Below are 20,141 nucleotides of genomic sequence, written 5' to 3'. Positions count from 1 at the left end.
ATTTTGGCGGGGGCTTGGGGGACGCAACCGTCCCCCAATCGGGGGTTTGGGGGATTCTCCCCCAAATCTTGGTTTTTGTCCGACAGATGAGAACTCTGATCACCTTAACTGAACCGTATTGAAATATAATCCCAAATTGTCTACCCAGCCTGTACAAAGGCAATAGTACTGTTCCAAGTAACTATTTGATTAAGCAAATACTGAGTAAAAACTTGTTGTACAGCTTGTATTTCCTTGGCTGTCAGGTTCCGAGCCAGACGATCTGCATAACTGGGGTGAGTTGTATTAGCTGCAAATAAGCGATTGATAAAAGCTTGGGTGATGTGCATCTGTGTTGAACTATGTTCAAGCATCACTTGCACTACCAAAGAAGCAGCTTCAAAAGCTTTGCGCAAATCCTCAGCATCCCAATTGAGCATCGGGTCTGTTGGCTCGGCGTAAATAGCTTCTTCAGCAGTCACTAACTTTTCATACAAATCCAAATCTAGTTTTTTTGACTCTAGTAACCGATAAAACCTTTGTGTATGACGCGGCACTGTCTCGGCTAGTACAATTACTCCCTGTGGTTGCAATAATTGAGCCAAGATTTTTGTGCTAGCTACTTTATCAGGTTCAGAACGTAAGGCATTACGTCCAATGATGCGGTCAAATCGGATATCGGTGGTTTTTGCTGCTAACTCAGTTAATGTAGTCTGCAAAATTAGAGGACGTATTAATTCTGGTAGTGCTGCGGCTTGTTCGGCTAAGGCATTAGCATCAGAACTATTCTGCACACAAGCATAAACTCCACCTTCTGGGGCGTGACGTATTGCTTCCCAGGTAAGTAAACCACTGCCAGCATTGATATCTAAAATTAGATGATGACGCTGTACTTGAGCGATATTAAAAATGCGATCGCGTACTACTCCTAACTGTTCTCCTACTTGCGAAAGTGTGCGCTGCAACCACCTCTCTGAGTTGCGGTCTGTATTGCCATAGGTGAGGATTTCTAGTGGTGCGACACCTACACCTTCTATTAAGGCGGCTAGCTGCGCCTCACGGCGACGCGCCACCCGCGTAGCAATCTGCTGTTCGTAACCTTGGTCGGATGGTTGGTAAAAAACTTGTCCTTGCAAACTCACAGGTAAGTATTGTTGTGCTACCCAATGATCGCGGTAGGCATGAGGATAAAGATAACCGGCTCCATGCCCAAACCCTTTTTTGTCACGGCTACCATCCTTAAGATGTGTGGGAACTTCTGCTTCCCTTTCGTGCTCAACCGCAGCTAAAGCATCGAAAAAACCCATGATACTGTTTGACTTTGGTGCATTTGCCAAATACAACGTTGCTTGTGCTAGGTGATAACGTCCTTCTGGCATACCTACACGGTCAAATGCCTCTGCACAACCATTAATAACTACAACGGCTTGGGGGTCAGCTAGCCCTACATCTTCACTGGCTAATATTAATAAGCGGCGTAAAATAAAACGTGGGTCTTCGCCTGCATAGACCATTTTTGCTAGCCAATACAGCGCTGCATCTGGGTCGGAACCGCGGATGCTTTTGATGAAAGCGCTGATAGTATCAAAATGGGCATCTCCTTCTTTATCGTATAAAACAGCACGCTGCTGAATTGATTCTTCGGCGACTGCTAGGGAAACGTGAATTACACCTGTGCTATCAGGTGGCGTTGTTTCTACAGCTAATTCCAAAGCATTCAGCAGTGAACGAGCATCACCGTTAGCAACATTCACAAGATGTGCTAAAGCCTCTGGTACAATTTGCACTTGCTTTTTACCGTAACCGCGTTCTGAATCAGTTAGGGCTTGCTGGACTATAGCGTATAAATCTTCATCGTTTAGAGGCTTGAGTTGAAAAATCCGCGATCGGCTGACTAAAGCTTTGTTAACTTCAAAGTAAGGATTTTCTGTGGTCGCGCCAATTAAAATTACCGTACCATTTTCCACCCACGGCAGCAGTGCATCTTGTTGAGACTTATTAAAACGGTGGACTTCATCAACAAACAAAATCGTTCTTTGATTGTGAAACTTTCGCCGTTCTTGAGCTTGGTCGATCGCTCCCCGAATCTCTTTGACCCCAGAAAGCACAGCATTAATCGCAATAAAATTAGCACGGGTGGTGTTTGCAATCACACGCGCTAGGGTAGTTTTGCCTGTCCCTGGTGGTCCAAAGAAAATCAACGAGGATAATTGATCTAAACTGATAGCACGCCGCAGCAGCCTTCCTTGTCCGAGAATATGATCTTGCCCAATGAATTCATCAATTGTTCGCGGACGCATCCGCGCAGCCAGCGGTGCTTCCGTTTCTGTGATTTGCTTTAAATGCTGGTCAAATAAATCCATAATATTTCGCTAATGATCAACCCAGCCCCCAGTTAAATCAGTCACGCCCAAAAGCATAACGGCTAAGATAGCCATATTGCTGCATCTACTATTCTACAAATCTGAACTTGCCTCCATGAGCACAATTCAAACCTTACCCAACTACATCAACGGTCGGTGGTGCGCATCTCCTAACGCTACAGACTACTTAGATGTGATCAACCCAGCCACCGCAGAGATACTGGCGCAAGTACCCATATCACCAGCGATTGAGGTAAACCAAGCGGTTGCAGCAGCAGTGGCAGCTTTTGCTACATGGCGACGCACACCTGCGGCTGAAAGAGTGCAGTATTTATTTAAACTTAAAAATTTGTTGGAAGAGAATTATGAGGATTTAGCTCAGACGATCACAATAGAATGCGGTAAGACTTTGGCTGAGTCTAAAGGCGAAATGCGCCGTGCGATTGAAAACGTGGAAGTTGCTTGCGGAATTCCGATGATGATGCAAGGAACGAATCTGGAAGATATTGCTACAGGTATTGATGAGATGATGATTCGCCAACCTTTGGGAGTGGCGGCGGTAATTTGCCCTTTTAACTTTCCGGGGATGATTCCGTTTTGGTTTTTGCCTTATGCGATCGCCACTGGCAATACTTATATTGTCAAGCCTTCAGAAAAAGTGCCGCTGACAATGCAAAAAATCTTCCACTTACTAGACAAAACAGGTTTGCCTAAAGGGGTAATTAATCTGGTAAACGGTGCGAAGGAAACTGTCGATGCTATTTTGGATCATCCTCAGATCCGGGCAATTAGTTTTGTTGGCTCCACGCCAGTAGCTAGATATATATATAGTCGAGCCGCAGCTAATGGTAAACGAGTGCAATGCCAAGGTGGTGCGAAAAATCCCTTAATTGTTTTACCAGATGCAGACATCGAGATGACCACACGCATTGCGGCTGATAGCGCTTTTGGATGCGCTGGACAACGCTGTTTAGCCGCATCGATTGCAGTCACAGTTGCCGATGCACGCCACTCGTTTACAGAAGCTATAGCCGAAACTGCGAAAAACCGTGTGGTAGGTAACGGTTTAGACAAAGGCGTGGAAATGGGTCCGGTGATTGATGGTCGTAGTAAAAACCGGATTGAGGAATTAATTCAACAAGGGATAGAGGAAGGGGCAGATCTTCTAGTTGATGGACGACAACCAAATATTTCTGGTTACGAACAAGGTAATTTTATTCGACCGACAATTTTACAAAACGTCAATCCAGTCGGTGAAATCGCCCGTACAGAAATTTTTGGCCCAGTACTGAGCTTAATACATTTGGATACTATTGATGATGCGATCGCCTTAGTTAATAGCGGTCAATATGGCAACATGGCTTGTTTATTTACCAGTAGCGGTGCAGCAGCTCGGAAATTCCGCTACGAAGCAGAGGCAGGTAATATTGGGATTAACATTGGTGTTGCTGCACCAATGGCGTTTTTCCCGTTTAGCGGCTGGAAAGAAAGCTTTTTTGGCGATTTACACGGGCAAAGCAATCACGCCGTGGAATTTTTTACCCAAACTAAAGTAGTTGTAGAACGCTGGCCCAGCAATTGGTCACGTCAATTTTGAAAATAGGAAACAGCGAACAGAGTAAGAAGGATTTTCATCTTTTGGTTGTGAAATTTTCTCATAATTAACTATCTTGAAAATAAGGTAGTCTCAATGAAAAAATGAGATGCAGGCAGATAAAAATTGTTTTATTTCTCAACGTATAAACCCACAGGGTAAAACCCACAAAGATGGCATCAAAATATTTCTTTCTCTGTTCCCTAAATCTGTACTAGCTACAATATTTGTCACGATCTTAAAATAATGCTGAATTAATTATGCGTGCAATGCTATTAGAGGCACCGCATCAACCCCTGCGACTAGCAGACTTGCCAGTACCTCAACCCAATCCAGAGCAAGTGCTGATTCGCATTCATGCTTGTGCTGTGTGTCGTACAGATCTGCATATAGTTGATGGAGAATTGACTCATCCCAAGCTACCTTTAGTACCTGGGCACCAAATTGTCGGTACTATAGAGGCAATTGGCGATCGCGTTCAGCAATTTACAATTGGTCAACGGGTTGGTGTTCCTTGGTTAGGTCATACATGCGATCGCTGTCGCTACTGTCTTTCTGGTCGTGAAAACCTTTGTGATTATGCTGAGTTTACTGGTTACAATCTTGACGGCGGTTATGCAGAGTACACTGTAGCTGACTATCGCTTTTGCTTTCCCCTAGACCCCAACTTTCCTGACTTGCAAGCTGCACCCTTGTTGTGTGGTGGATTAATTGGTTACCGCGCCTATAGAATGATTGGTGAGGCTGAAAAAATAGGCTTTTATGGCTTTGGTTCAGCTGCCCATATTTTAATTCAATTAGCTCGCTATCAAAAGCGTCAAGTATTTGCTTTTACCCGTGCTGGTGATATTGAAGGTCAAGAATTTGCCCGTCAGTTGGGTGCAACTTGGGCAGGTAGCTCAGAGGAATTACCACCAAAACTTTTAGATGCGGCGATTATTTTTGCACCCATAGGAAAATTGGTTCCAGCTGCTTTGCGTGCAGTTGCTAAAGGCGGTATCGTAGTTTGCGCTGGCATTCACATGAGTGATATTCCGGCTTTTCCTTATGAAATTCTTTGGGAAGAAAGGGTTTTGCGGTCTGTTGCCAATCTCACTCGCAAAGACGGAGAAGAGTTTCTCGCCTTAGCACCTAAAGTTCCCATCCGCACAGAGATAAATACTTTTACCCTAACTCAGGCAAATGAAGCTTTAGATGCCCTACGGAGTGGGAAAATTACGGGTTCGGCTGTGTTAGTGGTTGACTAGCAATTTGGGACTATAGCAAAAATAAACACAGATATTTATTGTAAAGTCGCCGGGAAACTCTATCCCCTTGTGAATGGAGAGGGATAGCCGCCCGCCGACTTGGGGCATTGGACATTGTTGGCTCTTTCCCATGCCCCATGCCCAAAAACTCCACCCCCAAGGGGATGGAGTTTTTCATCTGTGTTTATCTGTGGTTCGATATCAAAAATATAGGTCTATTGCACTTGCGTTGGGAAAGCACCAGGTCGCACAGCTAAGTTGACATTCTGTCCATTACGACGCAACTCTAGGCGCACATCGCCACCAATTTGGCTATCATCTACAGCTTTTTGAATACTGCTAGCGTCTGTAACTGTTTGACCGTTGAGTTTTTGGATAACATCACCAGCACGGATTCCGGCTTTAGCCGCTGGGGAGTTTGGCACTACTTTCACAACTAAAACACCTTTATCTTCCTCAACACTCAAACCACTATTAGGATCTGAGTTGATGTTTTGCTTTAATTCAGGTGTCAAACCCACCATTTGAATACCCAAATATGGGTGCTGCGCTTTACCTGTAGCTACTAGTTGATTAGAAATACGTTGTGCTGTGTTGATTGGGATAGAAAATCCTAAACCTTGCGCACCCTGGATAATAGCTGTATTCATACCAATTACTTCACCACGGGCATTAAGTAGAGGTCCGCCAGAATTACCGGGGTTAATGGCTGCGTCAGTTTGAATAAATTCAACTCGCTTATCAGGAGCACCAATTTGATTGCTAGTCCGTCCGGTAGCGCTGATAATTCCGGTAGTTACAGTATTATCTAAGCCAAGAGGGTTACCGATCGCGATCGCCCATTGTCCTGGTTGCAGTTGGTCTGAGTTACCTAAAGTCACTGTTGGTAAATTACTTGCCTGAATCTTCACCACAGCAACATCTGTTAATTCGTCTTTTCCCAGCACCTTACCTTTAAAGCTTCGCCCATCTTTGAGGATGACTGTCACTGTATCAGCACCATCAACTACGTGGGCGTTGGTCAAGATCCGACCATCGTTACCGATAATAAAGCCAGAACCTGTACCCCGTTGTACTTGGTTTTCTTGTGGTAGTTGAGAACCAAAGAAACGGCGCAAGAATGGATCGTCATTAAATCCCTCTGGTAACTGAGCTTTTACTGTGCGGGAAGAATTAATCCGCACTACAGCAGGCCCGACCCTTTGCACAACTTCTGTAATAAAGTTAGGGTCTGTAGCTGCTGGTAATGGAGGAGCAGCATTTACTGGACTAACTGCCAAATTCGACGCACTCTGAGATAGCTTCTGAGGCTGTCCCGCTAAATAGCCACCTGCTAATGTCATCCCAGATCCCAGCAGCACCAGCGATAGAGAGGCAGCTGCCTTTTTCCAAGGTGCGAGATGATGGCGTTTGGTGCTAGAAATGTTAAAGGAATTGCCGTTTGATAAGTTTTCTCCGTCGCGTGGTTGGTTTTGCATTTGCTGTCTGGTAGGATATTTAGATTTACTAATAATAATAGATATCGTTTTTGAAGCTTTTGTTGCAGGAGTATTGCGCTGGTGTGAAATGGCTTTTTATGGTACTGGTTAAAAACTGTGTTTTTTAACTGAGCAAAAACCCTATATTCAGTTCTAGCTTTTCTCCTAAGCATCAAAATTGAGCGGTCAGGACATTTAGATTTACTAATAATTATAGATACGGTTTTTGACGTTTTTATTGCAGGGGTATTGCGGTAGTGTGAAATGAATTTTTATGGTATTGCTTACAGCAGTTTTCCTTGTAGGATGTCGTCAATAAGACAACTAGCGTGCGGTTAGGAACCGCCGATTTCATCTTAAGTTGACTGCTTTAAACTTGAGCTACGTATTTAGCGATCGCTAATTCAGCTAATCAAAAGCAATAAGCACTCAAAGTACAACGTCTATAATGCTTTTCATTCAACAGCCAATCTTACTGATGCCGTCCCATACATCTAGTTGAGAACAGCGAGCAAAATCCTCTGATCGTTTGTCAACAACTTACCGACTTCACAAGTTAGTGGTTTGATGAAGGTAGATTTTTCCAAAGGCGATCGCGAATTAATTTTAACTGCTCTTCAGTACTGACCGGGCTGCGTGGTGAGGGGAGTTCTGTATTAGGCCAGTTAGGTAAAGTATTGCAGGGACAAGATAAGGCTGGCATACCAAGATTTCGCATAGGTACTGGCATATCACAACGACCACAAGGAAGCATTTCCCATGCTGGTGATAGGAGTTCGGCAATTGTTTCATCGGTTCCTTCTAGATGACAATCACCCACATGCGAGCGAATTTTCTGCCAACACTCTTCAAATTCTTCACTATAGCGATCGCCTTTCAGCACTGGCTGCGGCAACAAGTATGCCCTACCATTGCCTGCAATTACCTGTCTGCCCAACTGAAACCAGTAGGCTAAATATCTTTTAACGTCTTGTTCGGTTGCCATAATACTAATTCTAGATTTAAGCTTGAAACTCTGGGTCATTAAATCTTAAATAAACCATTAAGAAAATATACTCATCTATCATTAGTTATTAGTCATTGGTCATTTGTCATTAGTTCTTCTCTCCTTGTCCTCCCTTGCCTTCCTCATCCCCTTGAAGGTGGTAATGGTGAACCGAGAGTGCTGAGATTCAACACATGACCTCCGGTAACTAAATAAACAGTATCGCAGATCGCTCCTAACTGGCGTACCAAAGAACCCAGGCGATCGCGGAACTTGCGACCTGTAGCATAAGCTGGCACTACACCCCAACCAACTTCTTCGGCTACAAATAACATATCAGCCGCAACTAACTGTACAGTTTCTAAGAATTCTGTTATTGTTTTTTCCCAGCTAATCTCGTCTTGCTCTAAAAGATTAGCTACCCAAGTTCCCAAAGAATCAACTAAAAGGCAGGTGTTTGGCTTGGCCTCGGCTAAAGTAGCAGTCAGTTCCACAGATACGCACTGAGTTAACCACTCCTGAGGACGGCGTTTTTGGTGTTGTTGAATGCGTTTTTGCCACTCTTCATCAGCTGGATCTTCAGCAGCTGTTGCCACGTAAACAACAGCTTTCCCTGATCGCATAGCGAGAGTTTCTGCCCATTCACTTTTACCAGATCTGGTCGGTCCTGTAACCAAGATAACTTTACCCAAAGCCCTTTCCTTACGATCTTTAATTGAATTGGGTTACAATGTCTGAACTAAATTTTTCCCTTAAACGATGAGATTGTTGGTTTTAAATATCTTTTAGGAGATAAAATTAGCACCAGCATCATTGATGCACAATTGGCAAAAGCCAAAAATCCCAACAACCCCATTCTGAATTATTTAACACTACTGGGGACAGCAAATTTCAGGATATTTTTATGAAAGCAGGCTGGAAACGCATTGAGGCAACTCTACACGATTTAGGGGCTAAAGGTACCGCAGACAATGCTGAAGCAGGTGTTCCACCAAAGCGACCTTTCTCTTTTAGAATCAGCGTTGGGGCAACTGAATCTACAGATGATGATACTACTCCACCACCGGATGAGCTAAATACACAAGGAGCGACAATCGACTTAAGCGCAGATCCCCAGGGTAACTTTTCTAACGCCGAAAATCTATTTACCCACCATAACGGTGTTGAGACTTTTTCAACACAAGAAATCGGTGGTAAAACACCTAGCCTACCTAAATTTAAAACCCCCAGCTTTAGTAACCATCGTCACGGGGCCAATCCAGGATTGGCAATGAATCTATTAAAAGAGATTCAAGACCATGTTGCTGGGTGGGAGAAAGAACTACAAAAAATCCTCAAGCAAATTCAAGATATTTATTTAGAAGGGCCGATTGTCAATGGCTGGTTAGAATCTAATCCCAAGGAAACAGACCAAGGAGGAAAAGCCACATTACGCCATGCAGAAGTTGATCGCCTCATGGACTATGTAGAAGAAATTTGTGCAGCTGGTGCGAAAGTATCCTATGAATCTGCACGTACTGGTTATCGCCTCTGTGGTTTGGATGCTTCTGGTAAAGTATGGACCCGTCCATGTCCCCCAGATCAGGTTCCGGCTGTGAGTATGGCGATCGCACGTTACCAAAAGCTACGTCAACTTTTAGGACGCAAGCAGTACCTAGAAACCCGCCTCAGTCAACTAGCAGAAACTCTAGTAATTTTACATAGTCATATTCAACAGGCTTGAGGTTCTCAAGATTATTTCCGAAAAAACGCGGTTGGTGGGTCTGTAATTTTTGGGATAGATTAGCAGGCATTAGGTAACTATTAGATGTTGTCATTAGTCAGTAGTCATTGGTCAATTCTGACAACTGACAACTGACAACTCACAAAACCCACAATCAATGCCTATGCCTCATACCCAAATCTCTGCCATTATCTGTACTCACAATCGAGATACCTATTTAGGTGCAGCGATTGATAGTCTTTTAGCACAGGATTTTGCGGCTGTTTTTGAAGTTGTGGTAGTAGACAACGGTTCGAGCGATGGCACTTGTGAAGTTGTCGAACAAAGAGCTAGCGATCGTCGCCTGAAGTACGTCTTTGAACCCATCATTGGCTTATCTGTAGCGCGCAATACTGGCGCCAAAGTCGCTAGTGGTGAGATTCTCGCCTATCTAGATGATGATGCAGTCGCTAGCAACTGCTGGTTACAAGTTTTTGATGATGCCTACAAAAATAACTCTAAGTTAGCGATCGCTGGTGGTAAGGTGACTCTTTTATGGCCCCAAGGCGTTCAACAACCACGGTGGCTATCTCCTGGATTAGCCGCCAATTTGGGTGCATACGATTTGGGTGAGCGCAAAATTTATATTGAGCAGCCAGGTTTAACTCCTAGAGGTTTGAATTACTCTATACGCCGTTCATTTTTGGAAGAGATTGGCGGCTTTGATCCCCATCTTGGCCGAGTCGGCAAAAACTTACTATCCAATGAAGAACTGCAAATGACCGAATTTGCCCTGCAAAAGGGATGGCAAGTCGCTTATCTTCCCGAAGCGCTAGTAGCTCATAATGTTGCCCCAGAACGCCTGAAACTTTCTTGGTTTTTAAACCGAGGCTGGTGGCAAGGTATCAGTGAATGTTATCGCGAACAACTCGCTGGTAAAGCTGGTATCAGCCAATTGCAACGAGGTAGCGAAAGATTTGTGCGGGGCTTGTATAAAGCATTGCAATATTTCTCTGACCCAGCAGAACGTTTTGATAAACTTGTTTATGCCTATGGTCAGATTGGTTATTTAAATGCAGCTATTCAAGGACTCTTATCTACATCAGATAAAAAATAATATATAAAATCTTATATGTCATCTAAAATCCCAGTCTCTGTACTCATTCCAGCAAAAAACGAAGAAGCAAATTTACCTGCCTGCCTGACTAGCCTTGAGATGGCTGATGAAGTTTTTGTAGTTGATTCTCAAAGTACTGATCATAGCGTCGCCATTGCTGAAAGTTTCGGTGCAAATATTGTTCAATTCAAATTCAATGGTAGCTGGCCAAAAAAGAAAAATTGGTCTTTAGACAATCTACCTTTTCGTAATGAATGGGTACTAATTGTTGATTGCGATGAACGAATCACTCCGGAATTATGGGCAGAAATTGCTCAAGTAATTGAAAATGATGAATATTCTGGCTATTATCTCAATCGCCGTGTATTTTTCTTAGGCAAATGGATTCGCCACGGTGGTAAATATCCTGATTGGAATCTGCGTTTATTTAAGCATAAACAAGGTCGCTACGAAAATCTCCATACTGAAGATATTCCTAACACTGGCGATAATGAAGTTCACGAACACGTTATCTTGCAGGGTAAAGTCGGTTATCTCAAAAACGATATGCTCCATGAAGATTTCCGCGACCTTTATCATTGGTTAGAAAGACATAACCGCTATTCCAATTGGGAAGCTCGTGTTTATTACAATCTGCTCACCAATCAAGATGATGGTGGAACTATTGGTGCAAATCTATTTGGTGATGCCGTACAACGCAAGCGCTTTTTAAAAAAAGTATGGGTACGTCTGCCATTTAAACCCTTATTACGGTTTATTCTGTTCTACATTATTCAGCGCGGTTTTTTAGATGGCAAAGCTGGATATATTTATGGACGCCTGTTGAGCCAATATGAATATCAAATTGGGGCGAAACTTTACGAATTACGTGATTGTGGCGGTACGCTAAATACTGAAAAATCTCAGCCTCTACCATCATCCTTGTCGCAAGAAATGAGGCAAACTGCAACTTAGATTTAGTAGGGATGAGGGAGAAATAAAAATTCAAAATTATACCTTTTCTCTAAAATCTGGCTACAAATGAATCTTCCTATCTCCCCGTCTCCGCGTCCCCGCGTCATTCATCATCTGTTGTCTACTTTTAGAGAATTGTTATTATTCCCTGTTCCCTGTTCCCTGTTCCCTTTTACAAATGACAAATGACGAATCTTTTGTAGACTTACGCAACTATGATCAATCGTGGTTTGATCGGGGGCGTCGCAGTTGGTATATTTTGCTGTGGTGGTTTGTGCAGGCGATCGCTTTTCCCCTGACACCCCAACCGTTAAATAACGTCCGTTGTACATTATTACGGCTGTTTGGCGCCCGGATTGGCAAAGGTGTATTAATTCGACCTACTGCCCGCTTTACCTATCCTTGGAAAGTTACCGTTGGCGACTATAGCTGGATTGGTGATGACGTAGTTTTATATAGTTTAGATGAGATTCACATCGGGGAACATTGCGTAATTTCTCATAAATCTTATCTCTGTACTGGTAGCCATGATATCCATGACCCGGCTTTTGGGTTGAAAACAGCGAGTATCAACATCGGTAATGGGGTCTGGGTGGCGGCGGATTGTTTTGTTGGGCCAGGAGTGGAAATTGGGGCGAATGCTGTGATTGGCGCTCGTAGTAGTGTTTTTAGTTCCATGCCCTCAGAGCAAGTTTGCTTAGGTAGTCCTTGTCGTCCTCAGTATCCTAGGTTGGGGAAATAAGCTGTTATACACTTAAGCAAAAACATTTTTGAATTTAGAGGGGTGAGCTAAAGTCAGTTGTCCTTGCTCATCAATGGTTGCCATGACTTTGATTGCTTTCATTGCTGCTCTAAATCATTTATAGCCGTAGTCACATAGGTTAGGACATTTTGAAAGCGTGAATGCTAGGAATAGCAATAGTTTTACCTTCTGCCTTCTGCCTCCTGCTATAGTTGATTTTTGTCTGAGCATTCATTCCAAAACTCAGGTAAATTTGAGCGTGAGATGAATGCCCGAATTAGCTAAAGTTACTGTGAGACAATCGGTTGCGTTGCCACGTCACTTAAACCGATGCTGGTGATTAAATCACGCCATTCGGCCTGAAGCTTGCTATCGTTAGGATTTTTCAGACGTAGTTGTGCGAGTGTGGTTAGTGTTTCGTACCAGATGCCATTTTGAGCATAGATAGCAGACTGCTGTTGAGGTTTGGCTGTTTCTAACTGTTGGGCGATCGCTTGACTTAAGTTTACTCGTTGAATTACTCCTTCAACATAAACCGGGGGCCATTGTTTTTCCTGGTCGCAATAGATGCTGAAAAACCAGCGATATTGTTTGTTTAATGCCAAGGGCGAAATGGTTTTAGGCAGAGAAATACCTATGACTCCAGGTTGATCTGGTAGAGCGATCGCAGTTTGATAAATGGGGTTTGCTGCTTCATCTTGCAACACAAATTCAGCTGGATACCCCGCATTTTTCGGTAATGGGACATAAAACCAGAAAGTTGGGTGCGCCGCTGTCGTCAAACCCCAAACATCTACGGACGTGGGTGTTTTTTGAGTAAACGGTACTAAGGCAGTAAGTTCAGGTTTAAACTGCGGACAAGTACCTCGCTTGGCTCCGCCCAAAACCCGACCTCCGGGAGGCGGTTCTGGTGGTGGTTGCGGTGGATTGTAGTGGATAGTTGTGTCCAAACTCGCTGTACTACTAGGCTGTCTAGAGGTTGCTGAGTCTGCCAAGATTAATGTCTGGTTAGCCAGCATACTAGTGCAACCAACAGCTAGTACTAAAGACAGTTTTATGCTTTTTAAAAGTGAATTCATAAAATTTCTGGGGAATCAGCTGATGAAATCTAGCCACAATTTTGGCCCCGCCTTAAATATTTTCTCGGATTAATTTGGAATTTTGAATTTTAAATTTTGAATTTTGAATTGTGATTCCACCAATTGTCCCTATGAATGACAAAGCTGACGGTACAAAAGGTACCCAAATACCCCAAATTAATAGAACAAAGCAAAATAAATACAAAACGCCAGCGGTAAGACTTATTGCCAATACCAAGCTAGAAAGAGAAGACAACCGCCAAGCTAGTACTCCCCCAACACCAGCCCAACTCCAAATCCAGAACAATTCTACCCAAAGTGACCAAACTCTTAACAATGGACGCCCATCTAAAACCGCACTGAGGATTTGGCTGACTAGATGCGCTTGTACTATTACTCCTGGCATTTGCGCGTCTAACTGATTTCCGTAAGGTGTAGCCCAATAGTCTGGGAAATCGCCTTTTGCGGCGACACCAATCAACACAATCCGGTCTTTAATAGCGTTGGGGTTGATGGGGCCAGATAATAATTGTGTGAGCGTTACCTGTTCGGCAATCTTTTTGGTGGAACGGTAGTTGAGTAAAAGTTGCCCGCCATTAGCATCAATGCTTTGATAACCACTAGCATGAGACGAAAGACGTGGTAAAACAGTACTGCCAAGTTGCAAATTCTTTTGGGAAGTAAACTTTGGCTGAATGCCTAAGGGTAGGAGATAGCGGAATGCTAGTTGGGCGCTGAGTGCATAAGGCGTACTACATAATGATGCCGCTTCTTGGCTCATGAACAAAAGATGGCGGCGCACAACTCCATCGGGATCGTGAATAAAGTCGCTGAATCCTAAGCGTTCTTTGGGAATTTCTGGGGGTGATGCAATGCCTTTAGTACTTTCTGTGGTATCACTTCCCTTACAAACCCCGATTAAGTTATCGGTATGCTGAAGCAGAGAAATTAAATCTGGCTGTTCGGCAGAAAAATCACGATAGATATCTAAACCAATCGCACGGGGTTGATATTGTTGCAGCTTGAGCAGCAGTTGCACCAAAGATTTATCTGAAAGAGAAGTTCCTTTTAACTCCTCGCGATTGTGGCGTTGCACTGCCAAGTCTGCATCGTCAATTGTTACTAACAGCAACCGGGGATCTGGCCCCTCAGCTGGACGCGATCGCATCATCTGGTCAAAGGCTTGCAGTTCTACACTTTGCAGCAGTCCCAGAAACCTGACGCCGCAAACTAAGGCAGTCATCATCAGACTGGAGAATAAAGCTACTTGAAAACCACGTTTGTTGAACAGCGGTGAACTTGGGCTAACTAGTTTTCTAGCACGTGTTAGTCCCTCCCATGTAGATGGCGGCTGTGCTGGATTTTGGCAAATCACAGGTAACCAAGTCGCACAGGGAAATCGATCCTCTAGTCCTTGCAAGCGTTCCCGCGCTTGTCGCACTGACTGGTATAAAGATTCACCACCTGCAAAGCTACCGATAAAGTACTTTAAAAACTCCTGAGCTACCCGATCGGGGACAGGTTCTCGCATGATAATCATTTGGGGTATTTGCAAATCAGCGAGTTCTTGTGCCAGTCCCAATCCATCACAAGAGTTGAAAATTGCTAATTGTAAGCCGCGTTCAATAGCTTTTTTTAAAGCATACTTTAACTCGCTAATACTTAAGCTATCGGTTTTATTTAAATAGATTCGCCCACTGCCATCTTTTCCCTGACTAGAACTGTGTCCAGCAAAGAAGAGAATATCCCAGTTTTTTTCCCAAAGATGGTCAGTTAATTGCTTGCGTTCTGGTTCTACCAAAAAACAGACTTCTGCATTTTTACAACGTTGCAATAGTTCTTGGTCAGCCTTGGTGTCAATTCCCTGACTACTACCGACAATGGCCAAAATATTCACCAATTTGTTGGGGATGCGTGGCTTTTGAATGCGTTCATAGCTTGGTGATGACAAGGCAATTTCTGCCTTGGGATAGCGTTCTAATAAGTCCCAAAGATGCCAAGGTAATCGCTGTAATTGACTATTTTCTGCCTGCAAAATTACCCGCACTTCGTCTGAAGGCATTAATCTTTCCAGCCATTTCTCTCGTAGTGGACGAAATTCCTCCGAGCGCAGCCAAGTATTAAAGCGTGCTCGTAAAATATGGGATGTATTTAGACAGTCTTGTGTCATTGACACATTAGTTATCTGTACCTTCTCTGCATCTAAGCGGTAACCATTACCTAAACGTCGATAACTAGATTGCCAGTGACTATAGTAAAGCGGGATTTCCGGACATGGAGGTAGCTTTCCCGTAATCTCTGTGGCGGGGCGATCGCATTCTTCACCAATTTGCAGGCTCACACCAAACCCTTGCTCAAAACTACCATCTGCAAATTTCAAGATTACTAACTTACTCATGACAGTCGCTACGCTCCAATTTAAAATTCAAAATCACGCCACTTGCTACAACGCCGGGAACCCCCACAACGCAGTGGCTCCATCAAGGCTGACTATTTTGAATTTTGCTTTTTGAATCTTTGATTTCTCTATATGTATAAAATATCAAATTCCTCAGCACCAATTACTGACGAAGAGAGGAAGTAGCTGCACCTTTAAATCACAAACTGTTCTGTAATACTGCTATCATTCAATGCCACCCTAACGCCAAATGCCTCTCCAGTATCGCCTCTCAACTGCAACTGAATATAATTGTCTGCACTTCGAGCTTGAGCTTCTAGAAATACTGCTCCCGAATCATCTAAAACTGTCAATTGCGCTCCTAGTGGCAGATAAATTTGATTACCTGTTGGGTGCAACTGGAGGCGAATGCTGGTTTTTTGATCAGCTTGGGGGCTAATTTCAACAATCAACATTAGGGGTTGGTCAGCGATTTGGATTCCCAAATCAAGCAGTTTAGCCCTTCTTGTGACTGCGTCTAGCTGGTTAGAAGTTTGTTGTTCAAAAGTCTCAGGACTGCGGAAAGCATAAGCTAATCCAGGTTCCTGAGAGTTCCACAAGGCTTCAATAGTTTGCCAGCCTGATTCAAATATACCAGCAAACCACTGGCTCAAATTCACTAGAGTGCTGGCTGGCGATTGCCTGAGTTGTCCTAAGTGTTCGATAAATGCTTCTGGGGGTTGCAACTGGCTTAAAGGTAGTTCTTCTGCGGCGACGCTAGGCACAAAACCTAGTAACTTTGCTTCTTGCAAAGATTCATCGATTTGCACAACTACATAACCTACCCGTTCTTCCCAAGTTTCTGGGGGCACAGAGCAGGTATGTTCAAAAATACCTACAGGGCGACACTCCAAACGCCCAACTGTGGGCATATCTAAGTCCGCTACATCCGCAAACAGGCGCATCACAGGGTTCCAACTATCACTAGCTGTGAGGTTGGTAGCAATTTCCATCATTTGCAAGTACTCATTCACCACCCACACAGCTAGGGTGTTCAGTCTAACTTGCTCTGCTTTTTCTGGAGTAGGCTGCTGGTTGGCAAACGTTTGAGCAGTTGTGCGTGCTGCTTGAGCGATCGGTAAAGGTACAGCGAAATTATCTTGCTGATAGGTGGTGTTAGTCATAGGTTTAGTTCCCAGTGATCGATGCTGCTATACACATATCGGCCGCATTCTCAAAATTTATGCCATAAATTGTTGAATTATTAAGTTTTGGGGAGCAAAAATAAGATTTCATAATTGATTCATAATTCTGTTCCATTCTATGAAATATAAATTTAATAACAATTCTCTAAAAGTAGACAACAGATGATGAATGACGTGGGGACGGGGAGACAGGAAGATTCATTTGTAGCCAAATTTTAGAGAAAAGGTATAAGACGATTTTTCATTAAACTGTATTGGGAACAAAGAGAACAGGTTATACCATTTTGGATTGTGAAACATCTATTGGATGAGCGTTTCAGATTTCCATCTGTCGCAATCATTTTTCAAGTTGGTATTAATTTGTTCGCAAAGCGATCGCTCTGTTAGAAAGCAATGCTGTTTAATTTAATTTCATTTTTAAACGCAGAGGGATGCAGGGAATGAGGAAGAAATGCTTGAACCTGGATAAATGACCCTTCGGGTTCACCAGTTGCTACAACAGAGGGAACCCCGCAATGCACTGGTTCACCAATGCCAAATGACCAATTTCCTAAAGCCAATTGCCTATTAAAACATAGGCAGACCAAAAGCTGGGTGCATTGTAGTTGCGATGTTGCAGCAATTTTAGCTGGGCGTGGCGAAGCGCTTCAGCTTTGGTAACTTTACCTTCTTGAAGTTGTTGATAAAAAGCACCGACAAATATAGCTGTTGATTCATCATCAATCTGCCACAGAGATGCCAAAGTACTGCGTGCTCCAGCTCTGACTGCGGCTCCAGCCAAACCAAGGGCAGCGCGGTTATCTCCGGCTGCTGTTTGACAAGCACTTAAAACTAATAGTTCTACGGCTTGTGGTTTGCTTTCATCTCGACTGCGAAGCAGACTGTCGAATTGTGTAACATTAATTGGACCATCAGCAGCCAAGATAAAGGTGTTCTCAGCGCGGGAACTAAACTGACCGTGGGTTGCAAGATGCACCACGTTAAAGGGAACGGTATTAACTTCTTTTTCTAGTGCCGATGAAGTGAATTGCTGATCCCAGAGACTGGTTGTGGAGATTCCGGCTTTGGTAATTAAATCGACTTCTGATTTAATTGCAGGTAGCGGTGAAAAATTGGGGAAATTTGGTGGAGGCTGAGTGAGTCCAGCAGTTAGCGCTCTGATTTGCTGTTTGACTAAGGGTTTAGGGTCTAGGAGTTGGAGTCCGACACTGAGAGCGATCGCATATTTCTCTATTAAATATTGCTTGCCGTCATAAAGAGAAGCCATTGGTAAGTTGCGTAAAGCCCCATCTAGTACAAACACTAAGGTTTTTACCTGCTTTGCTTGCAATTGTGACTCAATGGGTTGGATCAGCCAGTTATAAACTTGTTGTGATTGAGTTTTGACGGCGTTGGTAGCAGCAGGATTGACAAGATTTTTTCGGAGTTCTACCAATATTTTGTTGACTTCTGCTTGGGAAATTTTGGTGCTGTATTGCCGTAAGGGTTGTTGGGGAATTTTGACAATTACCTGGATCTGATCGGGAAGAATAATCGGATACAGAATGGCTGCGGTAGGATTATCTTGGTCTACGACTTTATCTAAAGCCACACTCTGACCTAAAAGACAAGCTTCTCGAAAAAAGTTATCTAATTCTGCCAATTGTAAAGCCTCAATGCGCTGGCGGGCTTTATCTAATGTTTTGTTATCTGCTTTTCCTGCCTGGGATTGCAGCAATAACTCTACTGATTGTCGATAGACTGGTTCTACACTGTCGCGGAAGCTGAATTGCACGTCCTGATTGATTGCTACCAAGTCACGCCGGAGTAATTCGAGTGTTTCTACTGCCGCATCATAAGCTGTGATCGCTCCTTGTAGATCCTTTTGCGCCCAGAGTAATCTGCCTAACTGCCAATCCACACGATAAACAATTTCTGGTGCATTGCTCATTTGAGCCAAAACTAACGCCTGCTGGGTCAGCTTTTGCGCCTCTGACCATTGTTGTGTCTCCTCATACAAGTGACCTAAACTCAAGAGTGCATAAGCTTCTGTTTGTTGGTCGCCCAAACTGCGGGATTGTTCAATGGCTTTGGCGAGTAGCTGTGCTACGTCTTGAGAACTAGTTGATGAGTATTCAATCTTGAGTATGGAGCCTTGAGAACTCATTGATGAGTATTCAAGACTAGGTGTTGATTGAGAATTTCTACTCGGTACTTGCAACTCGTTACTCAGCAATTTGTTGAGGCTTTGAGCAAAGTTAATTTGAGCGTAGATAGCAGTACGACTTTGGGGGAGTTGTGCAAGTTGGGATTGAATTGCTGGTAATAAAGTTCTAGCCGTTGTGAATTGACCGTTTTCGATTAGTAGGCTAAGGAGATTTAGTTGTGCTTGGACTTTCGTTAGCGGTGAGGGGGAAACTTCTACAGCTTTTTGATAATTAGCGATCGCATCTGATATATGCTGCTGTGTGCGAGCATTGTTTCCCAAACTTAAAAGACTGGCTCCCATCTGGGCGTTCGACTGCAAATGCCCGGCAATTTCTAGACTTTGCTTTAAAGCCGTGCGAGAATTTTCCCAATCCCCGATTACCAACAGCATATCGCCGAGCGATCGCAATCCCACTACTTTTTCTAGCGAGTCTGACTGCGATTGTAGCTTCTGTTTTACTTCTTTCAGAATTTCTACCGCACGACGATAAGAGCCTTTATTGCGCCAAGCCTGCGCTTGGTTAATTAGCGACTTAACTACGCCGTTTTGATTTTTGAGTTGAGTATAAATTTTTCCTGCTTGTTGCCAAGTGGCTAAAGCTGCCTCAGTTTGTCCGGTGGCTAATTGTAGGCGTCCTTGAATATCTAAGGATTGAGCAAATACTAAAAGACTTTGGCTATTTTGTTGTCCTTTCAGTAAATTCAAGCTTTCTGTAATTACTTGTTTGGCTTCTGTCCATTGAGCGAGTTGCTGATAAGCCAGGGAAAGATTACTTAAAGTTGCTGCTTGGCTGAGAGTATCGCCTTGATTTTGGTATGTTTTCACTGCTTGCTGCAAAACTTGCACAGCCTCAGCAAACCTACCTGCATCATAAAGCTCTTTGCCCTGTTGAAGTTGGGAAGTCGGTGCAGCAATTTGGTTAATTATTGGTTGCGAAGCAGCGTTGATTGTAGGAATCGCAGCCATTATTGGGGAACTGAAGCTGCACAGCAAAGCCACAAGAAAGTACAAAAGCAGACGTACAAATTTAAACTTGCGCCTGGGAAATTTGATTGCATTTAGCAGAGACAATTTAGTTGCTTTCACCATAGGATGGTCAGCCTACTGAAAGGAGCCTGCAATCAAATACTA

General features: G+C 43.6%; 14 protein-coding genes. 6 read left to right on the top strand and 8 right to left on the bottom strand.

Annotated features, from left to right (window positions below):
* Positions 1–140: 140 nt before the first annotated feature.
* On the bottom strand, positions 141–2,342 hold the full coding sequence (locus BV375_RS24800) for an AAA family ATPase (RefSeq protein ID WP_086765450.1): 2,202 nt from the start codon (positions 2,340–2,342) through the stop codon (positions 141–143).
* A gap of 115 nt (positions 2,343–2,457) precedes the next feature.
* On the opposite strand from BV375_RS24800, the gene BV375_RS24795 reads away from it, so the two are divergent.
* Together BV375_RS24795 and BV375_RS24790 are read left to right on the top strand one after the other, a co-directional pair.
* Positions 2,458–3,939, top strand: a complete 1,482-nt coding sequence (locus tag BV375_RS24795; protein WP_086765447.1) for a CoA-acylating methylmalonate-semialdehyde dehydrogenase — start codon at positions 2,458–2,460, stop codon at positions 3,937–3,939.
* A 257-nt stretch (positions 3,940–4,196) separates the two neighbouring features.
* Complete coding sequence (locus BV375_RS24790; RefSeq protein ID WP_086765444.1) at positions 4,197–5,183, top strand: zinc-dependent alcohol dehydrogenase family protein; 987 nt, start codon at positions 4,197–4,199, stop codon at positions 5,181–5,183.
* Between the two features lie 215 nt (positions 5,184–5,398).
* Here the strand turns inward: BV375_RS24790 and BV375_RS24785 are convergent, their stop codons facing one another.
* The 3 genes from BV375_RS24785 to cobU all read right to left on the bottom strand — a co-directional run bounded on the left by BV375_RS24785 (position 5,399) and on the right by cobU (position 8,338).
* On the bottom strand, positions 5,399–6,661 hold the full coding sequence (locus BV375_RS24785) for an HhoA/HhoB/HtrA family serine endopeptidase (RefSeq protein WP_086765442.1): 1,263 nt from the start codon (positions 6,659–6,661) through the stop codon (positions 5,399–5,401).
* A 556-nt stretch (positions 6,662–7,217) separates the two neighbouring features.
* Positions 7,218–7,646 carry a hypothetical protein gene (locus BV375_RS24780; protein WP_086765441.1) on the bottom strand — a complete coding sequence of 143 codons (429 nt, stop codon included), beginning with the start codon at positions 7,644–7,646 and terminating at the stop codon, positions 7,218–7,220.
* A gap of 143 nt (positions 7,647–7,789) precedes the next feature.
* Complete coding sequence (gene cobU, locus BV375_RS24775; RefSeq protein ID WP_086765439.1) at positions 7,790–8,338, bottom strand: bifunctional adenosylcobinamide kinase/adenosylcobinamide-phosphate guanylyltransferase; 549 nt, start codon at positions 8,336–8,338, stop codon at positions 7,790–7,792.
* 212 nt (positions 8,339–8,550) lie between these two features.
* Here cobU and BV375_RS24770 point away from each other — a divergent pair, with 212 nt between their 5' ends.
* The 4 genes from BV375_RS24770 to hpsU all read left to right on the top strand — a co-directional run bounded on the left by BV375_RS24770 (position 8,551) and on the right by hpsU (position 12,161).
* Positions 8,551–9,369 (top strand): hypothetical protein, encoded by an 819-nt coding sequence (locus BV375_RS24770; RefSeq protein ID WP_086765437.1) that lies wholly within the window; start codon positions 8,551–8,553, stop codon positions 9,367–9,369.
* Positions 9,370–9,532: 163 nt separating this feature from the next.
* Entirely contained in the window at positions 9,533–10,465 is a 933-nt protein-coding gene (locus BV375_RS24765) for a glycosyltransferase family 2 protein (RefSeq protein WP_086765457.1), read from the top strand.
* 15 nt (positions 10,466–10,480) lie between these two features.
* Entirely contained in the window at positions 10,481–11,419 is a 939-nt protein-coding gene (locus tag BV375_RS24760; RefSeq protein WP_086765435.1) for a glycosyltransferase family 2 protein, read from the top strand.
* A 178-nt stretch (positions 11,420–11,597) separates the two neighbouring features.
* Positions 11,598–12,161, top strand: a complete 564-nt coding sequence (gene hpsU, locus BV375_RS24755) for a hormogonium polysaccharide biosynthesis acetyltransferase HpsU (RefSeq protein WP_086765433.1) — start codon at positions 11,598–11,600, stop codon at positions 12,159–12,161.
* Between the two features lie 287 nt (positions 12,162–12,448).
* On the opposite strand, the gene BV375_RS24750 is transcribed toward hpsU, so the two are convergent.
* The 4 genes from BV375_RS24750 to BV375_RS24735 form a co-directional block, all read right to left on the bottom strand.
* Positions 12,449–13,240, bottom strand: a complete 792-nt coding sequence (locus tag BV375_RS24750; protein ID WP_166507523.1) for a DUF928 domain-containing protein — start codon at positions 13,238–13,240, stop codon at positions 12,449–12,451.
* Positions 13,241–13,292: 52 nt separating this feature from the next.
* Positions 13,293–15,638, bottom strand: coding sequence for a CHASE2 domain-containing protein (locus tag BV375_RS24745; RefSeq protein WP_086765432.1), 2,346 nt, complete (start codon positions 15,636–15,638; stop codon positions 13,293–13,295).
* A 194-nt stretch (positions 15,639–15,832) separates the two neighbouring features.
* Positions 15,833–16,801: a DUF1822 family protein gene (locus BV375_RS24740; RefSeq protein ID WP_086765430.1), complete on the bottom strand. Its 969-nt coding sequence runs from the start codon at positions 16,799–16,801 to the stop codon at positions 15,833–15,835.
* A gap of 571 nt (positions 16,802–17,372) precedes the next feature.
* Complete coding sequence (locus tag BV375_RS24735) at positions 17,373–20,099, bottom strand: CHAT domain-containing protein (RefSeq protein ID WP_086765429.1); 2,727 nt, start codon at positions 20,097–20,099, stop codon at positions 17,373–17,375.
* Between the last annotated feature and the right edge of the window lie 42 nt (positions 20,100–20,141).

The sequence above is a fragment of the Nostoc sp. 106C genome (assembly GCF_002154725.1).
Classification (GTDB): Bacteria; Cyanobacteriota; Cyanobacteriia; order Cyanobacteriales; family Nostocaceae; genus Aulosira.
Note: the sequence above shows the minus strand (reverse complement) of the source record. Positions and strands in the feature narration are given on the sequence as shown.

Bases quoted from the DNA above. Each gene is read 5' to 3' on its own strand.
- BV375_RS24760 (WP_086765435.1), top strand. From the start codon at position 10,481: ATGTCATCTAAAATCCCAGTCTCTGTACTCATTCCAGCAAAAAACGAA.
- BV375_RS24800 (WP_086765450.1), bottom strand. From the start codon at position 2,342: ATGGATTTATTTGACCAGCATTTAAAGCAAATCACAGAAACGGAAGCA.
- BV375_RS24735 (WP_086765429.1), bottom strand. From the start codon at position 20,099: ATGGTGAAAGCAACTAAATTGTCTCTGCTAAATGCAATCAAATTTCCC.
- BV375_RS24795 (WP_086765447.1), top strand. From the start codon at position 2,458: ATGAGCACAATTCAAACCTTACCCAACTACATCAACGGTCGGTGGTGC.
- BV375_RS24770 (WP_086765437.1), top strand. From the start codon at position 8,551: ATGAAAGCAGGCTGGAAACGCATTGAGGCAACTCTACACGATTTAGGG.
- BV375_RS24740 (WP_086765430.1), bottom strand. From the start codon at position 16,801: ATGACTAACACCACCTATCAGCAAGATAATTTCGCTGTACCTTTACCG.
- BV375_RS24785 (WP_086765442.1), bottom strand. From the start codon at position 6,661: ATGCAAAACCAACCACGCGACGGAGAAAACTTATCAAACGGCAATTCC.
- BV375_RS24790 (WP_086765444.1), top strand. From the start codon at position 4,197: ATGCGTGCAATGCTATTAGAGGCACCGCATCAACCCCTGCGACTAGCA.
- BV375_RS24750 (WP_166507523.1), bottom strand. From the start codon at position 13,240: ATGAATTCACTTTTAAAAAGCATAAAACTGTCTTTAGTACTAGCTGTT.
- BV375_RS24765 (WP_086765457.1), top strand. From the start codon at position 9,533: ATGCCTCATACCCAAATCTCTGCCATTATCTGTACTCACAATCGAGAT.
- hpsU (WP_086765433.1), top strand. From the start codon at position 11,598: ATGACAAATGACGAATCTTTTGTAGACTTACGCAACTATGATCAATCG.
- BV375_RS24745 (WP_086765432.1), bottom strand. From the start codon at position 15,638: ATGAGTAAGTTAGTAATCTTGAAATTTGCAGATGGTAGTTTTGAGCAA.
- BV375_RS24780 (WP_086765441.1), bottom strand. From the start codon at position 7,646: ATGGCAACCGAACAAGACGTTAAAAGATATTTAGCCTACTGGTTTCAG.